This is a genomic window from uncultured Roseibium sp., assembly GCF_947494555.1.
GTDB lineage: Bacteria > Pseudomonadota > Alphaproteobacteria > Rhizobiales > Stappiaceae > Roseibium.
In genome coordinates, this window is sequence record NZ_CANLVF010000005.1 from 111,440 (window position 1) to 129,648 (window position 18,209).

The 18,209-nt window shown below is 58.7% G+C and carries 15 protein-coding genes; 3 read left to right on the top strand and 12 right to left on the bottom strand.

The annotated features are described in order from the left end of the window. Window positions 1–292: 292 nt before the first annotated feature. From Q0915_RS22970 to Q0915_RS22980, 3 genes are all read left to right on the top strand, one after another. Window positions 293–1,669: a hypothetical protein gene (locus Q0915_RS22970; RefSeq protein ID WP_299479449.1), complete on the top strand. Its 1,377-nt coding sequence runs from the start codon at window positions 293–295 to the stop codon at window positions 1,667–1,669. Window positions 1,670–1,871: 202 nt separating this feature from the next. Further along, window positions 1,872–2,486 carry a glutathione S-transferase family protein gene (locus Q0915_RS22975; RefSeq protein ID WP_299479452.1) on the top strand — a complete coding sequence of 205 codons (615 nt, stop codon included), beginning with the start codon at window positions 1,872–1,874 and terminating at the stop codon, window positions 2,484–2,486. Between the two features lie 345 nt (window positions 2,487–2,831). Further along, window positions 2,832–6,821, top strand: coding sequence for a G8 domain-containing protein (locus tag Q0915_RS22980; RefSeq protein ID WP_299479455.1), 3,990 nt, complete (start codon window positions 2,832–2,834; stop codon window positions 6,819–6,821). Between the two features lie 149 nt (window positions 6,822–6,970). Here the strand turns inward: Q0915_RS22980 and Q0915_RS22985 are convergent, their stop codons facing one another. The 12 genes from Q0915_RS22985 to Q0915_RS23040 form a co-directional block, all read right to left on the bottom strand. After that, window positions 6,971–7,693 (bottom strand): SDR family oxidoreductase, encoded by a 723-nt coding sequence (locus Q0915_RS22985; RefSeq protein WP_299479458.1) that lies wholly within the window; start codon window positions 7,691–7,693, stop codon window positions 6,971–6,973. A gap of 13 nt (window positions 7,694–7,706) precedes the next feature. Beyond that, a complete protein-coding gene (locus Q0915_RS22990) occupies window positions 7,707–9,275 on the bottom strand; it encodes an isochorismatase family protein (RefSeq protein ID WP_299480577.1) in 1,569 nt (522 codons plus the stop codon). Window positions 9,276–9,371: 96 nt separating this feature from the next. Then, window positions 9,372–10,220, bottom strand: a complete 849-nt coding sequence (locus tag Q0915_RS22995) for an N-acyl homoserine lactonase family protein (protein ID WP_299479461.1) — start codon at window positions 10,218–10,220, stop codon at window positions 9,372–9,374. A 31-nt stretch (window positions 10,221–10,251) separates the two neighbouring features. After that, window positions 10,252–11,127, bottom strand: coding sequence for an amidohydrolase family protein (locus tag Q0915_RS23000; protein ID WP_299479464.1), 876 nt, complete (start codon window positions 11,125–11,127; stop codon window positions 10,252–10,254). Continuing rightward, the gene (locus tag Q0915_RS23005; protein WP_299479467.1) at window positions 11,124–12,227 is read right to left on the bottom strand and encodes a VWA domain-containing protein; all 1,104 of its coding nucleotides are present in this window, start codon (window positions 12,225–12,227) and stop codon (window positions 11,124–11,126) included. Before Q0915_RS23005 ends, Q0915_RS23000 begins: the two co-directional genes overlap by 4 nt. Further along, window positions 12,224–13,105 carry a MoxR family ATPase gene (locus tag Q0915_RS23010; RefSeq protein WP_299479470.1) on the bottom strand — a complete coding sequence of 294 codons (882 nt, stop codon included), beginning with the start codon at window positions 13,103–13,105 and terminating at the stop codon, window positions 12,224–12,226. Before Q0915_RS23010 ends, Q0915_RS23005 begins: the two co-directional genes overlap by 4 nt. A gap of 3 nt (window positions 13,106–13,108) precedes the next feature. Then, entirely contained in the window at window positions 13,109–14,131 is a 1,023-nt protein-coding gene (locus Q0915_RS23015) for a molybdopterin cofactor-binding domain-containing protein (protein ID WP_299479472.1), read from the bottom strand. A 2-nt stretch (window positions 14,132–14,133) separates the two neighbouring features. After that, window positions 14,134–15,993 carry a molybdopterin cofactor-binding domain-containing protein gene (locus Q0915_RS23020; protein WP_299479475.1) on the bottom strand — a complete coding sequence of 620 codons (1,860 nt, stop codon included), beginning with the start codon at window positions 15,991–15,993 and terminating at the stop codon, window positions 14,134–14,136. After that, window positions 15,993–16,475, bottom strand: coding sequence for a (2Fe-2S)-binding protein (locus tag Q0915_RS23025; protein WP_299479478.1), 483 nt, complete (start codon window positions 16,473–16,475; stop codon window positions 15,993–15,995). Before Q0915_RS23025 ends, Q0915_RS23020 begins: the two co-directional genes overlap by 1 nt. Beyond that, entirely contained in the window at window positions 16,475–17,278 is an 804-nt protein-coding gene (locus Q0915_RS23030; RefSeq protein WP_299479481.1) for an FAD binding domain-containing protein, read from the bottom strand. The genes Q0915_RS23025 and Q0915_RS23030 overlap by 1 nt, the downstream gene beginning before the upstream one ends. A 3-nt stretch (window positions 17,279–17,281) precedes the next feature. Next, window positions 17,282–17,725 (bottom strand): SRPBCC family protein, encoded by a 444-nt coding sequence (locus Q0915_RS23035; protein WP_299479484.1) that lies wholly within the window; start codon window positions 17,723–17,725, stop codon window positions 17,282–17,284. Window positions 17,726–17,742: 17 nt separating this feature from the next. Further along, window positions 17,743–18,201, bottom strand: a complete 459-nt coding sequence (locus tag Q0915_RS23040) for a nuclear transport factor 2 family protein (protein ID WP_299479487.1) — start codon at window positions 18,199–18,201, stop codon at window positions 17,743–17,745. Between the last annotated feature and the right edge of the window lie 8 nt (window positions 18,202–18,209).

Sequence of the window (18,209 nt, forward strand, 5' to 3'; positions counted from 1 at the left end):
TTGCACCTTCCCATCAGTTTATGACGCAACAGCCCTTTACCGTTTTGCCTTTCCCTGCATGAGGTTTATGCACTTTTGCAGGTTCTCCTGGCACCCGTCGTTGCCTATCTCGGCTCGGATGGCACCGCTGAATCACGCTCCAGCCGGAACTTCAGCTTTTCAGGTGCTCACCTTGGTGAGGTGAAATAGACGCTGAGAACAGGTGTACACGCGTTGATGTTATGAGCGAACGCCGGTTCACAGCCTTCGCTTCACCTGCCTTACGTTTTGTTTGCGCAGACGAGATACATGCATGTTGCAAAGAATTCAGATTGAACGATCTGTGGGCGAGATGGCCCGCAACAATATTGCCGATGTCCGTAAAGTGCAGGAGCGCTTGAACGAGCTGCTTGACCCCGATCGACCTCAGCTGGTGCCAGACGGGATCAACGGCCCCAATACCAAAGATCTCATTGGCGATTTTCAGAAAAAAGTCGTTGGCTTTGCAAACCCGGACCGCCGGGTTGACCCGGTAGGGAGAACAATATCTGCACTCAACGACATCGCTTCGCGCGAAAAATGGAAGCATGACCCTGACGGTCCGGGAACGTGGGAGCCTGATTGGCCCGAACCTTCCAAATCCATCGATTTTGACAAACTCCCAAAGATCCCGGTCGTCGGGCCACTCGATCACAAAGGTGGATTCGACAGCTTTCCACCGCCAGCACAAATACTCGGGCCGGATGATTTCTCTGCGATAGCTGCACGCGATGGCGCCTGGATCATGGTCCCTATCGACGCTGAACGCGAGGTTCAACTCGGCGTCGACCCGAGCCAGCCCGTACAAATCCTCAACAACGGCATTGATGAAGACGGGATTGTCAGCTCCTTCACAAAAGAGCCTTTGCTGCGCGCGACCTTCAAGGAAGATCGCTTGAAGCTGAAAGGATTGTCACCGTGCAAGTCTTGCAGACTTGATATCCTTCAGAACGACAGGCATCTGAGGATATATGTCTCGGTCAAGCCGCGCCGTGTTATTCCGATCTTTGTCTTCCATGTGCAGCACGGACCGGCGATGAAATCGCGTGTTTCTTCCTCGGAGTTGCGAACGATCCTGAAAATCGCAAACAGCGAAATTCTCACGCCTCAGTGCAATATTGAGATCGATCTCAAGGGCGAAAAAGACTTGTCTCACAAAGACACCGGCAAGCGTTTGGGCCGTGTTGTTACCAGAGACAGCGCTAATGCGGAAAATGATGAGTGGAAGTATCTTGCGCCCTTCCTGATTGACAGGTCATTTCCTCAGCCACATGGCGCCAAAGAGGTGAAGACGGTCAACATATTCATCGTCCGCGAGATGGACACAATAGTGGAAGGTCAGAAGAAACCCTTCGGGGTGAGAGGCGCCATGAATGCGCATCAGCATTCCGTACCCATGTGCCTGCTGGATGACAGATCCATCGGCCGGCTAACGAAAGTGGACGCAGTCGCACGGACACTTGCACATGAGCTGGGCCATTTGCTCATTGGGGCCCTCTATACGCACGATCATGACATCCATCAGCCTGCCAGTCACAATCACTATTCCGACGCACTGATGCTTGGAGGCGGTAGCGGTAAAAAGATCTATCGGGTCGAGATCGAAGTCATGAACCCGACGAAGCACAAGCCGCCACCGCTTAAGGTCTGATGGAAGTTCGTTGGTGGAAGTAAGAGCGCATCAAGGCATTTGTAAAAGACGCAGCAATCGCTTCGTGCTCGCAGATGCTTTGAAACCGCGCTCACCCGTATGTTGTGGAGCAATCGGGCGCACCCCACCTGTTTTCGTGCCCTCCAGGTCGCGTCCCACATCGTTCGAAATCATTCTCGTCAATGGATCGGAAGGCTGAGGCATGAAACTCCTTTCACAAACGCATTCTCCCTTTGCACGCAAGGTTGTCGTTCTGATCCATGAGCTGGGGCGAAGTGACATCTCAATCGAGCATCAGGAAACCAGCCCGACAAATGCCAATCCGGCGGTATCTTCCTTAAACCCTCTTGGGAAAGTGCCTGTGCTGATTTTGAGCGACGAGACACCGCTCTACGATTCCGCGGTGATCTGCGAATATCTTTGTTCGCAGGAAGACAAGACACCCCTGCTTCCAACGTCCCCTGACAAGCGCATGCGCACTCTGAGGCAACAGGCCTTGGCCTCGGGTATGTGCGAGACAGGTATTGCCATCCGATGGGAAATCGAAAGAAGACCCGAGCACCTTCGTTATGAAACGCTGCGCGATGGTTTGATCGCCAAACTCGCGGCAAGTTACGCCTATCTGGAACAAGACGTACCGCGCGAAGACGAGGTGACGGTTGGCACAATAGCGCTCGCCTGCGCACTGGACTGGGCGACATTTCGCGAGCTCGACCAATTCATGCCTAAGCACGAAAACCTCAAGAAGTGGATGAAGGTGTTTTCACAACGGTCTTCCATGCGGGCAAGCGCCTACGCCGGACAAACGCATGATTGACCAATCCGGGAGGTTTCGCCCTTTTTTTGAACACATTTCCCATGCCGAGGCGGGGAGTAAAAAACCTTTTTTTTGAGCAAAAAATTGTTTGCTGTGGGCAAATCCGATGGCCAGGCGAGATCGTCGACGCAGTGTTTTCGGGAAGGGCGATCCAAATAAATTCAGCAAATCTGCCAAAATCCGCCTCGGTTCCAACGGACGTAAACAAACCGTAAAATCCGATAATTCAAACTCATGCGAACGCGCACTTTGTTTGTGCGCCAATGCCCGTATCCCTGCTTGCCCGCTTTGATACGGTTTTCAGGTCGACGCCGCCTCATGCCGCTAACACTTGGAGTTTGAGCTATGCATCACGATCACATCGCAACCCAAGCCCCTGTCGCACCGCCTGGCGCGAACGCGACCGACGCTGAAATCGAAGCGTATGTCGCGCTGATAAAAGCACTGCCTGAAGTCCACCCTCATGGTCACGACATGGATCAGATGTCAGAACACGGGCAGCTAATGGATCTGGTGCCGCGCGGTGATGCCACCCATGTTGCAGTTCGCGACGGCGATTGGTCAGATCCTGCCACCTGGTTCGAGGGACGCGTTCCCGATGAAGGCGCGAGGGTTCTGGTACCAGAAGGCATTGCAGTGCGCTATGACGCTGAGAGCGATACCTCGCTCTTTACGGTTCGCGTCGACGGGGACCTGTCTTTTGCGACGAATTCCGACACGCGCATGGTCGTCGACACACTTGTCGTTGCACATTCCGGGCATCTGGAGATCGGGTCCGAGCACAATCCGATCGATGCCAATGTCAGCGCCGATATCGTCTTTGCCAACAATGGCAACATCGACGTCTCCTGGGACCAAAGCCTGTTGTCCCGCGGTCTGATCGCAACTGGCGAAGTCGATATCCATGGAGCGGAAAAAACGGCATATCTTTCCGTCGACGCTGCTCCCATGGCCGGCGACACATCGCTACAGCTGGACTCTGTTCCCGACGGATGGGCCATTGGTGACAAGCTGGTTCTGACCGGAACCCACAAGGAAGGCTGGCAGAACTACGGGAGTGGCCCCACCTGGACAGGCACGCAGGACGAAGAGATCGTCATTGCCGATATCAGCGGCAACGTCATAACGTTCGAACCGCCACTCAATTTTGATCACGATGCGCCGTCAGGGGATCTTTCCGCCTACGTCTCCAACATGACGCGCAACGTCACATTTTCCAGTGAAGACGGTGCTGCCATACATGAGCGCGGGCACGTCATGTTCATGCATAACAACGAAGTCGACGTCCGGTATGTCGCCTTTGAAGATCTGGGACGCACGGACAAGTCGGAACGTGCTGTAGATGCCTCCAGTGTTGACGACATTCAGCCGGACACGAATGTGAAGGGTCGATATTCGGCGCATTTCCATGTGGCAGGCACCGAAGACCAGGACAGTCCGGCGCTCGCGATCGGCACGGTCGTTTCGGGTTCTCCCGGCTGGGGTCTGGTGCATCATTCCAGCCATGCCAATTTCTATGACAACGTCGCGTATGACGTATTTGGTGCAGCCTTTGTTGCGGAAGCCGGCGACGAGACCGGAACCTGGAGCCGGAACCTTGCCATCAAGTCGGAAGGTATCGGTTACGGGAACTGGACGATCAAAGACCAGCAGGATGTCTTTGCAGCCGATCTCGGCCGCACGGGCGACGGTTTCTTTCTTGCCAGCCGCCTCGTGGAAGTCAGTGACAGCGTCGCCGCAAACACGACCAACGGGTTCGTATGGATGCATCGCGGCATGTCCGGCGAACCGCTTGCCGAAAATCTCGACCAGCCGGAGATCGCCTTCGGCGATGATCAGTTGGCCTACAACAAGCCTCCCATCCAGGGTTTCCGCGACAACGAAGCCTTTGGAACCCATACCGGCATCCATGTCCTGAAGGCAAACCCGGAACAGGGACACGATGTTCGCTCGGTTCTGGATGGCTTCATCGCCTGGGAGGTCTCTCAGGGCGCAAACCTTTCCTATACCGGGCACTACACGCTGAACGATTTCCGTCTTGTCGGCACGGACAGCAGCAACGGTCTTGGATCGGCCGAATATGGTGTCAGGCTTGGGACCAATGCGCGGGACATGGTCTTTAACGGACTGGAAATAGAGGGCTTCGAAAACGGCTTCGACTTCTCAAGGAACGTGACGACTTTCTTTGCCGAAGACTTCGACAACATCCTGATAGATCCCGTTTTCATCAACAATGGCCAGAATGTCTTCGGTTACGATCCGGCGAAACACTTTTTCATGTCTTCCGACGAGCTTGTTGCGGACCGGTTATCATTTGACGGAGCGCTGTACCACGTTGTCGGATATCAGGACGGCCTCGACCTGAACGGTATCAAGACCGACAGCATCGGTTCGCGCGAACGTTACTTCGACAATGACGGCGGTCCCCTCCCTTTCTGGGAGGTGCGCGAACTGGTCGCGAAAAACGGGTACTACGAAACCGGTGACGGCCGGAACGTCATGCTCGTGGAGGACTTCATCGCTGACCGGGCAACCGGCGAATTGATCAAGTTCACGCATGTCGTGGAACTGCTTTATCCCAGTTACGTTCTGGCGAACACCACCAATCACGGGCTGATTGAGCTGGAGGGCCAGGCCGCACAGACAGTGGATGATGTTGCCGAAACACATGCCGGCGAAGCGGTTGTGATTGACGTGCTCGCAAATGACAGCGACCCGGAAGGCGACACGCTCGTTGTTGACGGCTTTATGCAGCCGGACCACGGCAAGGTTGCGCTGAACGCCTTAGGACAAGTTGTCTACACCCCGGATTTCGGATTTACAGGCGAAGACAGCTTCCTCTATTGGGCCCGTGATGAAAACGGCAACTTTACACCAGCGGAAGTCAGGGTTTCGGTCGGTTCCGCCCTGCCTGAACCTGAGCCCGAACCGGACCCCGTGCCGGATCCAGAGCCTGAGCCGGAGCCCGAACCGGAGCCGGAGCCCGAACCAGAGCCGGAACCCGAACCAGAGCCTGAGCCCGAACCAGAACCGGAGCCGGAGCCCGAACCAGAGCCGGAACCAGAGCCGGAGCCCGAACCGGAGCCAGAGCCGGAGCCGGAGCCGGAGCCCGTCAGCATCGGTCTTGGCAGATCAGAGGCCGAGTCTCTGGGACTGTCGGGAGACTACACCGTGGAGGCAGTGCAAAGCGCTTCCGGCAACGCGGTCGCCAGCTTGAGAAACCCGAATGATCCGGGTGGAGCGTTGAGCGATGCTGCGGGTGAGCTCTCTGCCGTTTTTGAAGGCGCGAAAGGCACCTATGACATCGTGCTCGGCGTCTACGACGAAAGCGATGGCGTGGGACAGCTTACCGTGACCATCTCCGGAAATGAGCCGTTCATCTTTCAGTTGGATGACAATACAGGCGATGCTGGTCCGGGTCCCAACAGTTTTCGGGAGTTGCGCCTGGAAGGCGTTCATCTGGAGGTCGGCGCACAGATCACGATCGAAGGCGCACAGGACCAGTATGAATATGCACGCGTTGACTTTCTGGACATCATCGAAGCGAACCAGCCCGTTGGGAAGATTCAACTCGGGTCCGAGAAGATCATGCAGCCTGACGGTGACACCTGGCACAGCGTCAGTTTCGACACTACGATCGAAGACGCAATTGTCGTGATGGCACCGCTCACGGCCAACGGCCCGCACGCGGCAATGACGCGCGTCCGAAATGTCACCGACCAGGGCTTTGAGTACCAGATTGAGGAATGGGACTATCTGGACGGCTGGCACATGAACGAGCAGATCACCTGGCTTGCCGCGAGTGCGGGTGAATACACGCTCGAGGACGGCCGAAAGATCGCCTTCGGTGAAACGACTGCCTCTGATGAGACGCCGACAAAAGTCTGTTTTTCCGGCATGGACGACGCGCTTGTCTTTTCGCAGGTTGCCAGTGCCAATGACACAGCTGCCGTGACAACACGCCTGAGCAGCGTGAACGGCAATGGTTTCAAGGTGCGCCTGCAAGAGGAAGAACTCGCCGATGGCATTCATGCGGAAGAAGACGTGCACTGGTTCGCGGTTGAAGGCGGCGACAGTGACCTGTTGACCGCGAGCAGCGTCAGCGGCGTCGGAGACGGCTGGACACAACTGGATGCGGACGCAGATGCATTTCTGTTTGCCGACATGCAGACGTTCAATGGCAACAACACCGCCGCGCTACGCAAGTTGCTTGAAGATGACGGTACGGTTTCTCTGCGGGTCGAAGAAGAACAGTCGCTGGATAGCGAGACTTATCACGTCGGTGAAAAGGTCGCGGTGTTTTCGACCGACTTTGAGGTGATCGATCTGTATTGACAGATTAAACAGCAGAATGCGTCGCGGCAGCGAACCGCGGCGCATGACCGGTGCGCCAAAGACCGGTGCACCGCACTTCCCGTCGTCACGCGCCATGCCGAGTGAACAGCGTGCCAGCAGCAATTAATGCAAGATTCACGGGATTTGCTCTAGTAAGTTGCGCGGCCACCCGAGAGATCAAAGACAGCTCCCGTCGTGAAACTGTTTTCCGGGCTGCAGAGAAAGCTGACCATGTTGGCGGCTTCGCGCACTTCCAGGAAACGGTTTCGCGGGATCTTGGAGAGCATGTAGTTGATGTGCTCTTCGCTCATCTGGTCGAAGATGCGGGTGCGGGCTGCGGCGGGCGTGATCGCGTTGATGGCAATATCAAAGCCGGCGCATTCCTTTCCGGCGCTTTTTGCGAGCGCCATCACAGCCGCCTTCGAGGCGCTGTACGCGGAGGCGTTGGGATTGCCCTCTTTGCCTGCGACGGAGGAAATCAGGACGACACGGCCGTAGTTGTCGGCTTTCATGCCGGGCAGCACGGCTTTCAAAAGGTAAAACGAACCGTTCGCGTTGATCTCCATGATCCGGTTCCAGTACGCGACCGGATAGTCTTCTACCGGGGCATTCGGGCCTGCGATACCGGCCGAATTGACGACAATGGACGGGCTTCCTGCCTGCGATTTTGTCTGCTCATAGGCCTTCTCAACTGCGTCCCAGTCCGACAGGTCGACCTTGACCGTTACTGCATCGAGTTCGGAAGCTGCCGCGGCGAGAGCCTCTTCGTCCATATCCCAAAGAACCAGCCGTGCGCCGTCGGCCTTAAGCTTCTGCGCGCAGGCAAAGCCTATTCCCTGTGCTCCCCCGGTTACGATCGCCGTCCTGGTCATAAATTCGTTTCTCCTACCGCAATACGGACATGACCGAGGCCACAGATGTAACGCTCGCCACGTTCTGCATGGCGAAGTTGATCGAAGCCCGGTGCCAATCGGCATTCATTGTAGAGCAGGCATCTTCCGGCACAACCACTCGGAAACCTTTATCGGCTGCCGTCCGTGCGGTGTGTTCGACACTCATGTTGGTCCACGAACCGGTGTTGATGATCGTATCGATACCAGCATGACGCAGATAGCTTTCCAGGCGGGAGGTTTCCCAGGCGCTCATGGACATCTTTTCGCAGACGAGATCTCCCGGCTTGGGCTCCAGACCGGGAACAGGGGCAACACCCCAGGTTCCCCGCACTAGCGCATTTTCGCCCTTCAGCCCCTGAAAAAGCGGCGCATGGTGGGAAAGGAGCGGATGGCCGGGTTCGCAAACCATCCAGATGTGAATGACCGGCATGCCGAGCCGCCGCGCAGTGTCGGCAAGGGCTATGGCGTTGGCGACCACATTCTGTTCACGTGCATGCTGCGGAGATCCCGTGCCCTCAAACGCGCCGCCGTCGATCATGACATCGTTCTGCAGATCCTGGATGAGAAGCGCCGTCTTTTTCGGATCAAGCGGCGGGCACTCCGCAAGTTCCAGCCCCTTGGACGGGGCGGTGAGCGCTGTACCGTGCGCAGTGCTCGCTGCGGCTTGCGCTGGCACGGGTTTCGCCGTCATGAAAGGCTCGGAGCTCGGACGGACCTTGGTTTTAACGGCATAGACCGACGTGCAGGCGCACATGAAGAGCGTCTGCCAGTCCTCGCCGCCCCAATGCAGATTGGCAACCATCTCGGGAACCTCGACCTTACCGATCAGCATTCCCTCAAATGAATAGACCCAAACCCCTCCGGGTGCGGTGACCCAGACGTTGCCGTTCGCATCGGCCTTCATGCCGTCCGGAACGCCCGCCTTGACCGCGTCCTTGATGCCGGATGCAAAGATGCGTCCGTTCCTGAGCCGGCCGTCCTCGCCGACATCGAACATGCGGATGTTGGCCTGTTCGGTGTCGTTGACCCACATCCAGCGTTCGCAGGGTGAAAAGCACAGGCCGTTGGGCTGCGTGAACATGTAGCGGTCGGATACGAGGATCGCCTCATCACCGGGTTTGTGGCCTGGCGGGAGCATGTAGACACCCTGAAAACCCAGTTGTAGCGGACGCGGGACGCCGAAATGCTCCATGCGGCCATAGGTCGGATCGGTGAAGAAAATCGCACCATCGGAGCGCATCACAATGTCGTTCGGGGAATTGAGTTCCTGGCCTTCAAAATGGGAGGCCAGCAATTCGCGCGTTCCATCCGGGCGGAACCGGGCGACCGAGCTTGTTGCATGCTCGCAGACGAGGAGGTTGAGCTCCGCGTCGTAGGTCATGCCATTGCCCTTGTTGGACGGACGCAGATATTCGCTCACGCCAGCCTGCCTGGTCCACTTGCGCCGCACATCCCCTGGCATATCGGAGAACAGGAGATACTGTTCGCTCGGATGCCAGATGGGGCCCTCGGTAAACACAAATCCGGTCCCAATCCGCTCAACGGCGGCATGCTGGTCCATCAGCTCCAGAAACTTCGGGTCAACAACGGTATGGCCCACAGGTCCCTCCCTGTTTTTCCTTTGGCGGGAAGCTCATGCTTGCCCAGATCAGTCGCGTTACATCGGGAACCACTGCCGTTCCGGGACAGTTTCTGTCATCGGGCCCGGAACCGTCATGGACAGCCGCCCGACAACCTGCTGGTTCTGGATTTTCGCGGGCCGGTCATGGACCGGGAGCAGGAAGGTGTAGTTGTTGAGCAGTTTCTTGATCGCGCCCTTCTCCTCACGCTTCGAGCCGGCATGATTGCCCGTTACGCGCGGTTCCATCCAGTTGTTGGTGTGGACGTGATTGACGATCTGGTCGTTGAAATCGTAGATGACGTCGCCGCAGATACAGGCAAGCCCCTCCGCCGTTTCGACGATGACATTCATGGAGCCTTCGGTGTGGGCCCCTGCGGCCTCGCACCAGACTCCCGGAATGATTTCTTCCGCTCCGGTGATTTCGAGATCCAGGAAGCGCATGGCTTCCGGCTCGTAGATCCGCTCGACCAGATGCATGATGTCCGGCTTTGGGTATTGCGGGTACATGATGCCGGAGACCGAGAACTCCATCTCCTTGCGGTTCAGGACTACCGTCGTATTCATCGGGAACTTGTCGTCCTTGCCGGCATGATCGATATGAAGATGCGTGTGCAGGATGTAGCGGATATCGCCAAGCTTCAGACCGTGTTTGGCAAGCTGGTTTTCGATCATGTTGTCATGGAATTGCAGCCCCCGCATGCCGAGGCTTTCCATGATCGCATTGTCGCGATATCCCGTGTCGACCAGTACCGGATGGGTGCCGCCAAGGATCAGAAACCCGTAAACCGGTACCCTGCGGATACGGCCACATTCGTGGCCGAGCACGAGAAACGATGTCTCAAGCTCGATATCTCCGTAATCCAGAACGTGGATGGTAAGGGCCATTTTATTTCTCCCATAGATGAAAGGCAGGCGGCTACAACCGGTAGATCCGTGCAGCCGTGTCGTGAAAAATCGCTTGTCTTTTGCTCTTCGGCAGCCCCTTCGCCCCTTCCTGGAAGGCAGCAAAGAGGTCTGCGTAACTGGTCCAGAGTTTTTCGATTGGAAAGTTCGAGCCGAACATGCAGCGTTCAGCGCCGAAGAGCTGAAGGCTCTGCTTGATCATGAAGGCAATGAATTCCGGGTCATTGCGATGGATGAACGTTCCGAAGGCCGACAGCTTGGTTGCGACATTCGGGCATTGGGACAGACGTTTCATGCCCTTGCGCCAGATCTTGACGCCCTCCGGGCTGGTATCTTCCAGCATGCCCGCATGCATCAGGACGAATTGAACGTCCGGGCAGCTTTCAGCCAGCCCGGCGGCATCTTCCATTTGCGAAGCGAACACCTGCAGATCGAACGACCAGCCGTACTCGGCAAGACGGGCTATGTTCTGCCGGACAGTCGGGTCGGCTGGCAGTCGCGGGTGCGGCGCGAAGCGGTAAAGCGGGTTTTCATGCCAGTGCAGCTGCTGCCGGATGCCGCGCATTAAGGGATATTTCTTCAGCCGGTCGAGCTGCGGCCGGACGTCTTCCACCGTGAAATCGGCAAAGCCGACGATACCATGCGGCCAGCCACTCTCATCCGCCACCGACTGAACCCAGGCGACCTCGTCCTCGAACCAGTTCGGAGCCCAGTTTGCCTGGACGTAGACCGATTTCTCGATGCCGGTACCTTCAAGGTCCTTCAGGAATTCGGCGATCATGTAGTCGCGCTTGATCGCCGCATAGGGGCCGAAGATGCGCGGTTGCTCTGGTCCCAGAAGCCAGGGCAGATCCTTTTGAAGCCAGATGTGATGATGGGCGTCGATCATGCCGGCCTCGCAAGGTTCAGAACGTGGTTGCACAGGGCCTCGACCCGGTCACCGGGAACAAGCGTGTCGAGATAGGGCAGACAGCCGGAAAGTGCTTCCGTGCGCGGCTCATAAAGAGGGTCGGCGGCAAGGGGAGACAGCCAATCGAGACGCCAGGACACGCGCGACAGTTTCCTGACAGCGTCGATCAATGCCTCCGGTGAGCCGCGTTCAAGTCCATCGGAAATAACCAGCGTTGCCGCACCGCGCGCATAGGCAGAAAAGCGAGGCACGGCGAGGAAAGCTGCCAATGCCTCGCCAATACGCGTCCCGCCGTCAAAGTCGGCAACCGACGCTCCCACCGCATCAAGCGCCTGTTCGGTGTTCCTGATTTTCATCGGAACGGTGATGCGCGTCAGCCGGGTTCCGAGACTGAACACTTCGACACTGTCGGCAGCCTGAACCAGCGTGTGGGCAAATCGAAGCGAAGCTTCGCTCTGGTCCTTCATCGACCCGGAGACATCGATCAGCAGCAGAATTCGGCGCTGCTTGGTTTTTCGTTGTGTCTGCGGCAGATCGAACACTTCGCCGTCGCGTCTGAGCGCCTGCCGCAACGCTCGGCGCAGGTCGATCCGGTTACCCCGATTGTCGAACGACCGCCGGTAGGATTGACGGCGCGGCAGAACCTTCGGCGCATGCCGCGCCAGCAGCCTCAGGGCATCCGCGTCATCGACCGCTGCAAACTGGCGGCGCCCAAGCAGCTCTGCTGAGGTTGCAAGCTCACCGGGTTCTTCGTCACCCTCTTCCTGATCGATGTCGATCCTGTCGGAAGACGGCTCATAGGCCTCGACACCGTCGTCTCCGTCTTCGTCCTCGATCGGTGCGGCAAGGCTTTGCCCCAGGAAGTACGCCTGAAACAAGGCATCGAATTCTGCATGCCGTTCCCTCGGAATGGCCAGAGTTGCCAGGGCGGCGCGCCGTATGTCGATCACGTCACGCGGTCCCAGAAGGCCGATTGCCTCCAGAAAGGCAATGGTCTGATCCGTCGACACGGCAAATCCATGCGCTCGAAGGATCGCGGGAAATTCGACGAAGGGTCTGCTGGCGCGCGGAAGGGTCATGCGGCCTCCTGCGGCATGAAACTGTCGATCCGACCTTCAAGAAAGGTTAGATCGTCATGATCCTTCAGCGCGACGCCGATCGCCCTTCTGAAGGCTTCCGGCCAGGTAGCTCCCTGATCATGCAGCAGTGTCGCTGCTTCCGCCCATTCCACGGTCTCCGCGACACCCGGCGGTTTGGCGAGCGGCTCGGTCCTCAGTTTCGCGACCGCCCCAGAGACCGCGTGTGCTGTTGCCTCTGCAACCGAACTCGCCCGGGCCATGACGATCCTGGCCTCCAGATGGATGTCCGGGTAGTCGATCCAGTGATAGACGCAACGGCGGCGCAGAGCCTCATGAAGGTCGCGCGTCCTGTTTGATGTCAGGACGACAACGGGTGGGCGTGCGGCACGCACGGTACCGGTTTCCGGGATGGAGATGGCAAAATCGGACAGAAACTCCAGAAGGAAAGCTTCGAATTCCTGGTCCGAGCGGTCGATCTCGTCAATCAGAAGCACGCAGTCATCGGGAGACCGCAACGCCTCCAGCATGGGCCGTTGGAGCAGAAACTGGTCTTCGTAGATGTTGACGTAGTCATCCCCGGCCTGCCGGATTGCCAGCATCTGGCGGGTGTAGTTCCACTCATAAAGGGCTGAGGCCGCATCGATGCCTTCAAAGCATTGCAGACGTACGACTCGCCGCCCAAGGATGGACGAGATTGCTTTCGCTGCCTCCGTCTTGCCGACGCCGGGAGCGCCCTCCAGAAGCAGGGGTTTGCCAAGCGCAAGAGCCAGATAGGCCGCCGTCGAAAGATCATCGCCGGCGATATACTGCGCGGCGATGAGCGCATCGCGCAGCCTTTCCGGGCTGTCTATTCCGACGATGGACGGCTTGACGGGCATGGGTTAGCGGCTCCCCTGCGGCCGGGCGCCGCCATTGGCAAGAATGCCGCGCAGAACCTTTTCCGGCGTAATGGGAAGCGTGTCGCAGCGCACGCCGACTGCATTGTAGACCGCGTTGGCGACTGCCGGCAGAACCGGATTGGCGCACATCTCGCCGGGACCCTTGCCGCCGAAGGGTGCGTCCTCCGCCGGTCGTTCAAGCACAGCAATGTTGTGATTCACGACCTCGCCCGGGCCCGGCATCAAATAGGAATTGAAGTCCTCCGGGCCGTGGCTTCTGTCCGGATAATAGGGCTCGGTCGTCTCGTAAAGCGCGTGTGAAACACCCATCCAGGCCCCGCCGATCAGCTGCTGTTCGACCAGACGCGGGTTCAGCGCGCGCCCGACCTCATAGGCCGAATTGATTTCGGTGACGGAGACTTCGCCCGTCTCATCGTCCACCTCCAGATCGACGACGAGGGCAGCGTGCGCGAAGCAGGAAACCGGCGTCATCTCGCCGGTATCGGGATCAACGTCTGACGGTGGGATCAGAAAGATCCCGCGACCGGAAAGCGTCCGGCCCTGCTTGAACTGGGCTGCAATAGCTGTGTCGGCAACGGTGATTGTCCGGCCTGGGGCCCCTTTGACCTGGATGTTTCCCTGCCCGTCCGTTTCAAGATCGCTTGCATTGACTTCCAGTTCTTCCGCCGCCGCCTCCAGCAGGGCTTTGCGGGCCTCTGTTGCCGCGCGGATGACCGCGTTGCCAACCCTGTGCGTCCCGCGCGAGGCAAACGAACCCATGCAGTGCGGGCCGGTGTCGCTGTCCGCCGTGTCGACATAGACATCCGACACCGGAACACCGAGCGTTTCCGCCGCAATCTGGCGCGTGACCGATTTCATGCCCTGCCCCAGATCGATGGAGGACAGGGACACCATGAATTTGCCATCCGGCGTTGAATGAACCAGCGCCTGGCTTGGATCGCCGCCGAGATTCATGCCGATCGGATAGTTGATGCAGGCAAACCCGCGTCCCTTGTGAATGGCCATGATCAGCGCCTCCTTGAACCGGACAGAAAACGCGAGACACCGGGCCGTTTGACGCCTCTGGAAAACGGCTGTTCGGGCTTGTAAGGCGCGGTTTCAGCTGGCGCTTGCGGAGCTTGTGTCGCTGAGGGTTGGGGCGCGGCTGGTGGTGGCGCAGACGGTGGCGGGACAGGAGGCTGCGCCGATACGGGCGCCGACGGAATGCTCTGCGGAGCCGGCGTGGCCGGTGGCACTGCCAGCCTTGATGGCTGGCCGGGTGTTTGCGGCGATGCCGACGGGGCATGACGGAACCCCATGCGCACCGGATCTCCGACCATATCCTCGTCCTGCGGTGCGGCGGCAACGATCGGCACACCTTGCGTCCCGGCAGCAACGCGGCCTTTTGACGGCGCCCCCTGCCCCGGCTCGGTCGGGATCGAACTCGTCCGGCGCTCTCCGATCCGGCCAACGCTGTCCGTGAGGCTCTCCGGAATAATTGCCCTGTCGCCGCCACCGCCGTGAAGGCTGGACTGGCGCGCGGCATCGGCGCTGATTGGCCACCCGGCTTTCTGGCTGGCAACCTGACAGCATTCTATCAGGGCCGCGTTCTTGGCGAGCCTGCGATGTGGTTTCATGTCACCATCGCGATAGGCATTCAGGATCCTGAGTTCTATCGGGTTCATCCCGACAGCCTCGGCAACCTTGTCCATGTGGCACTCAATGGCGAAGTCGACGCCGGTAATGCCGAAGCCGCGCATGGCCGTGGCCGGCGTCCGGTTGGTAAAGACGCAAAAGACATTCGAGGCGACATTCGGGATCGAATAGGGACCCGGGATATGGCCGGTACACTTGATGATGGCGTAAGAGGACAGCCGCGTGTAAGCGCCGGCATCGAAGAAACCGGTGAATGCGCGCGCCAGGATCCGTCCGTCACTGGCAACGCCGTCCTTGATCCGCCAGCGCTCCGCACCGCGCGGTGCACCCACCTGCATTTCCTCGGCGCGGTCCCACATGAACTTGACAGGCCGCCCGGTCAGGACAGCTCCCAGAACCGAGAGCGGTTCCACGATGCTGTCGACCTTGCCGCCGAAGCCGCCACCCACCGTGCCGCCGACAAAATGCAGCCTCGACGACGCCATGTTCAGGAGCTTCGCCGTGGTGCCGAGCGAGAAGAAAAGCGCCTGGGTCGAGGTGTAACAAACGAAGCGGTCGTTGGTTTCCGGCGCTGCAATTGCACCACAAGTCTCGATGGGAGCCTGTTCGATGGGCGACATCTGGTATTCGCCCTCTACGATGTGATCTGCTTCGGAGAACCCTTTTTCGACATCCCCGAAGCGCAGCTTCTGGTGATCGTATCGGTCGTGATAGTCGAAGGTGTTGTTCGGATAGACCTCGTTGACGACAGGCGCGTCCGGTTTAAGTGCCTCTTCCGGATCGAGCACATTCGCCAGGACCTCGTAGTCGACCCTTATGGCCGCACAGGCATTCCGCGCCTGACCTTCGGTTTCGGCGATCACCGCAGCGACTGGTTCGCCGACATAGGCAACCTTGGTATCCTGGATGAGTTTTTCCTCATCCTTGCCGAAGTTGATCAGCGACAGCAGCGTATTCAGGTTGTTCGGAACATCGCGCGCCGTGACCACACGAACGACGCCGGGCATGCGCTCGGCCTGCGAGGTGTCAATGGAACGGATGCGGGCATGGTGATGCGGCGAACGCACGCACCGCATATGAAGCAAACCGTCGAAGAGGTGATCGTCATAGTAGGGTGAACGGCCCGTGACGTGTCCCAGGATATCCTGGCGGCGCGTCGGTTTGCCGATTTCCTGCAGGTTGTCGTCCCGCTCATCGGCAAAGAGATCTTTTCTGAATTCAACCGACGACATCAGCCGGCCCTCCTGACTGGCTGACCGCTGGCTGCCATGATGGCGTCGATGATCGGCTCGTAGCCCGTGCACCTGCAGATGTTGCCCGAGATCGCCTCAATAACTTGCTCCCGGCTCGGCCGGGGCGTTCGGTCCAAGAGTGCCTTGGCCGCCATCAGCATGCCTGGAGTGCAGTAACCGCACTGGGCCGCGAAATTTTCCATGAAGGCTTCCTGAAGCGCGTGAAGATCGGGGCCGTTCGCGAGACCGTTCGTGGTCTCGACACTTTGGCCTTCCACGGTTTCAGCCAACGTCAGGCAGCTCAGACGCGGCTCTCCGTCAACAAGAACGGTGCAGCTGCCGCAGGTTCCCTGCCCGCAGCCGAACTTCGGCGACAGATCACCCACGCCTCGGCGCAGCAGATCAAGAAGGTTCTGGCCTTCGTCGGTGAACACCGCAACGGGAGACCCATTCAGCTGAAACTGGACCGGACGTTTCGTCATTATCTGCCTCCCTCACCCAAAAGCAGCCGTTTCAGATGAACCGGCGCGACCTGTGTCCGGTACCAACCGGACGCAAGCGGATCGTCAGGTGGATTGAGCCCCTGTGCCGCAGCTGCTATCGCACCGCTGATGCTGTTTGCATCGAGGCTCACCCCTTCAAGCGCCGCTTCAACTGCCTTGATCCTCACCGGTGTCGGCGCCATGGCGCCATAGGCAATGCGTGCTCCGGCGATCCGACCCGCGCGGCGCGGCAGCCAGGCAGCCAGGCTCATCAGGGATACGCCTTTGGGCTTGACCCGGCTGACCTTTCGAAAGCGGAAATCGTCTCCTGCCGGTCTCATGATGGAAACGGACTCAATCAGCCGTCTTTCGCTGCCGCGCGCGGCGAGCAGGGTCTCCAGATCAAGATCACTTCCATCCGACATGCGCAGCCGCGCATCAAGCGCAAGCAAAGCAACAGCAAAGTCGCCATAGGGGTGAGGCGCGAAGATATTACCGCCGACGGTCGCCATGTTACGGACCGCGGGACCGCCCACCTGACGGGCGACGACATGAAGCGCAGCACAATCCGAAGACCGGAGAACGTCACCCATCGTCGCAGCCGCGCCCAGGACGATACGGTCGCCTTCGGACCGGATAACCCGCAGGCTATCCTGGCTGCGCAGGCGCACGATTTCAGAAATCTGCTGGTCACCATAGTTCACGCCGCGCATCACCAGGGTTCCTCCCCCAAGATAAACAGCTTCGCGTCCAACGCCTGCTGCCGCTTCCTGAAGCGTATCGACCGTCGTTACCGTAACCATTCGCTACGCCTCCACACCCATATGTTCTGCAATTGCCTTGAAGCCGGCGACGTAAATGTCATCGCCAACAAGAGCCGCCAGTTCCTTGTCCCGGCCTGATGGCGTATCGAACCGGCTCTCCCATTCCCACACGGTCCAGTCCCCGTCGGTCACTGGGAAGAGCCGGACATGTGCGACGTAGTTGAAGAGCGGCACCGGTGTATCGAGCAGGCAGTAAGAAAAAGACTGTTCCAGATCGGAAAGCGTCAGCAGCTGCTCGCGCAGTTCCGAACCATCCTGCAGCCGGAACCGGCGGACCGCGCCGACCCTGTCCGAACTTTCACCCCGTTCCATCTGGCTTGTTGCGACTGCAGGGTGCCAGCGGTCGTGGCCGTTGAAGTCGCGCAGGATCTCCCACACGGCATCCACCGGTGCTTTCAAAACTGTACTGCGGACAACCTTGACCACGACCTTGCCGCCTTCGCCTACTTGAACTTCATGTCGTTGGGATCGAACGTGGTAACTTGCGCGTACATCAGTCCGTCGCGCGTCACATACGCATCCGCGCCCTTGTATGGCTCGGCGAGATAATCGGCTTCCACGCGCCAGGACACGTTCACCGTATCGCCGATTGTCTTCACTTTTTCCGCGATAAAGGTCGCCCCCTTGAAGCCGCCTTCTTCACGCGACTTGCAGAAGCCTGCAAAGACATCGCCAATGTTCTTGCGGCCTTCGATCCACACGCCATTCGGCAGGATGAAGAGCACTTCTTCGGGATACTGGGCCATCAGCCGGTTCCAGTCGCAGGCATTGAGCGCGTCGATGTGTTCGAAGGTCACACGCTCGGCGTTAGGCTGCATGACGAGCGGCGGCAGATCCTGTGCCGAAGCTGCGGTTGTGCAGAGAGCGAACCCCAGTGCGCCCAAGATAGTCCGGTATGTCATTGTCCTTC

Excerpts from the sequence above, each read along its gene's own strand:
- Q0915_RS23000 (WP_299479464.1), bottom strand. The coding sequence starts at position 11,127 with ATGATCGACGCCCATCATCACATCTGGCTTCAAAAGGATCTGCCCTGG.
- Q0915_RS22995 (WP_299479461.1), bottom strand. The coding sequence starts at position 10,220 with ATGGCCCTTACCATCCACGTTCTGGATTACGGAGATATCGAGCTTGAG.
- Q0915_RS23040 (WP_299479487.1), bottom strand. The coding sequence starts at position 18,201 with ATGACATACCGGACTATCTTGGGCGCACTGGGGTTCGCTCTCTGCACA.
- Q0915_RS22970 (WP_299479449.1), top strand. The coding sequence starts at position 293 with ATGTTGCAAAGAATTCAGATTGAACGATCTGTGGGCGAGATGGCCCGC.
- Q0915_RS23015 (WP_299479472.1), bottom strand. The coding sequence starts at position 14,131 with ATGGCCATTCACAAGGGACGCGGGTTTGCCTGCATCAACTATCCGATC.
- Q0915_RS23025 (WP_299479478.1), bottom strand. The coding sequence starts at position 16,475 with ATGACGAAACGTCCGGTCCAGTTTCAGCTGAATGGGTCTCCCGTTGCG.
- Q0915_RS23010 (WP_299479470.1), bottom strand. The coding sequence starts at position 13,105 with ATGCCCGTCAAGCCGTCCATCGTCGGAATAGACAGCCCGGAAAGGCTG.
- Q0915_RS23005 (WP_299479467.1), bottom strand. The coding sequence starts at position 12,227 with ATGACCCTTCCGCGCGCCAGCAGACCCTTCGTCGAATTTCCCGCGATC.
- Q0915_RS23030 (WP_299479481.1), bottom strand. The coding sequence starts at position 17,278 with ATGGTTACGGTAACGACGGTCGATACGCTTCAGGAAGCGGCAGCAGGC.
- Q0915_RS22975 (WP_299479452.1), top strand. The coding sequence starts at position 1,872 with ATGAAACTCCTTTCACAAACGCATTCTCCCTTTGCACGCAAGGTTGTC.
- Q0915_RS22985 (WP_299479458.1), bottom strand. The coding sequence starts at position 7,693 with ATGACCAGGACGGCGATCGTAACCGGGGGAGCACAGGGAATAGGCTTT.
- Q0915_RS22990 (WP_299480577.1), bottom strand. The coding sequence starts at position 9,275 with ATGGACCAGCATGCCGCCGTTGAGCGGATTGGGACCGGATTTGTGTTT.
- Q0915_RS23020 (WP_299479475.1), bottom strand. The coding sequence starts at position 15,993 with ATGTCGTCGGTTGAATTCAGAAAAGATCTCTTTGCCGATGAGCGGGAC.
- Q0915_RS22980 (WP_299479455.1), top strand. The coding sequence starts at position 2,832 with ATGCATCACGATCACATCGCAACCCAAGCCCCTGTCGCACCGCCTGGC.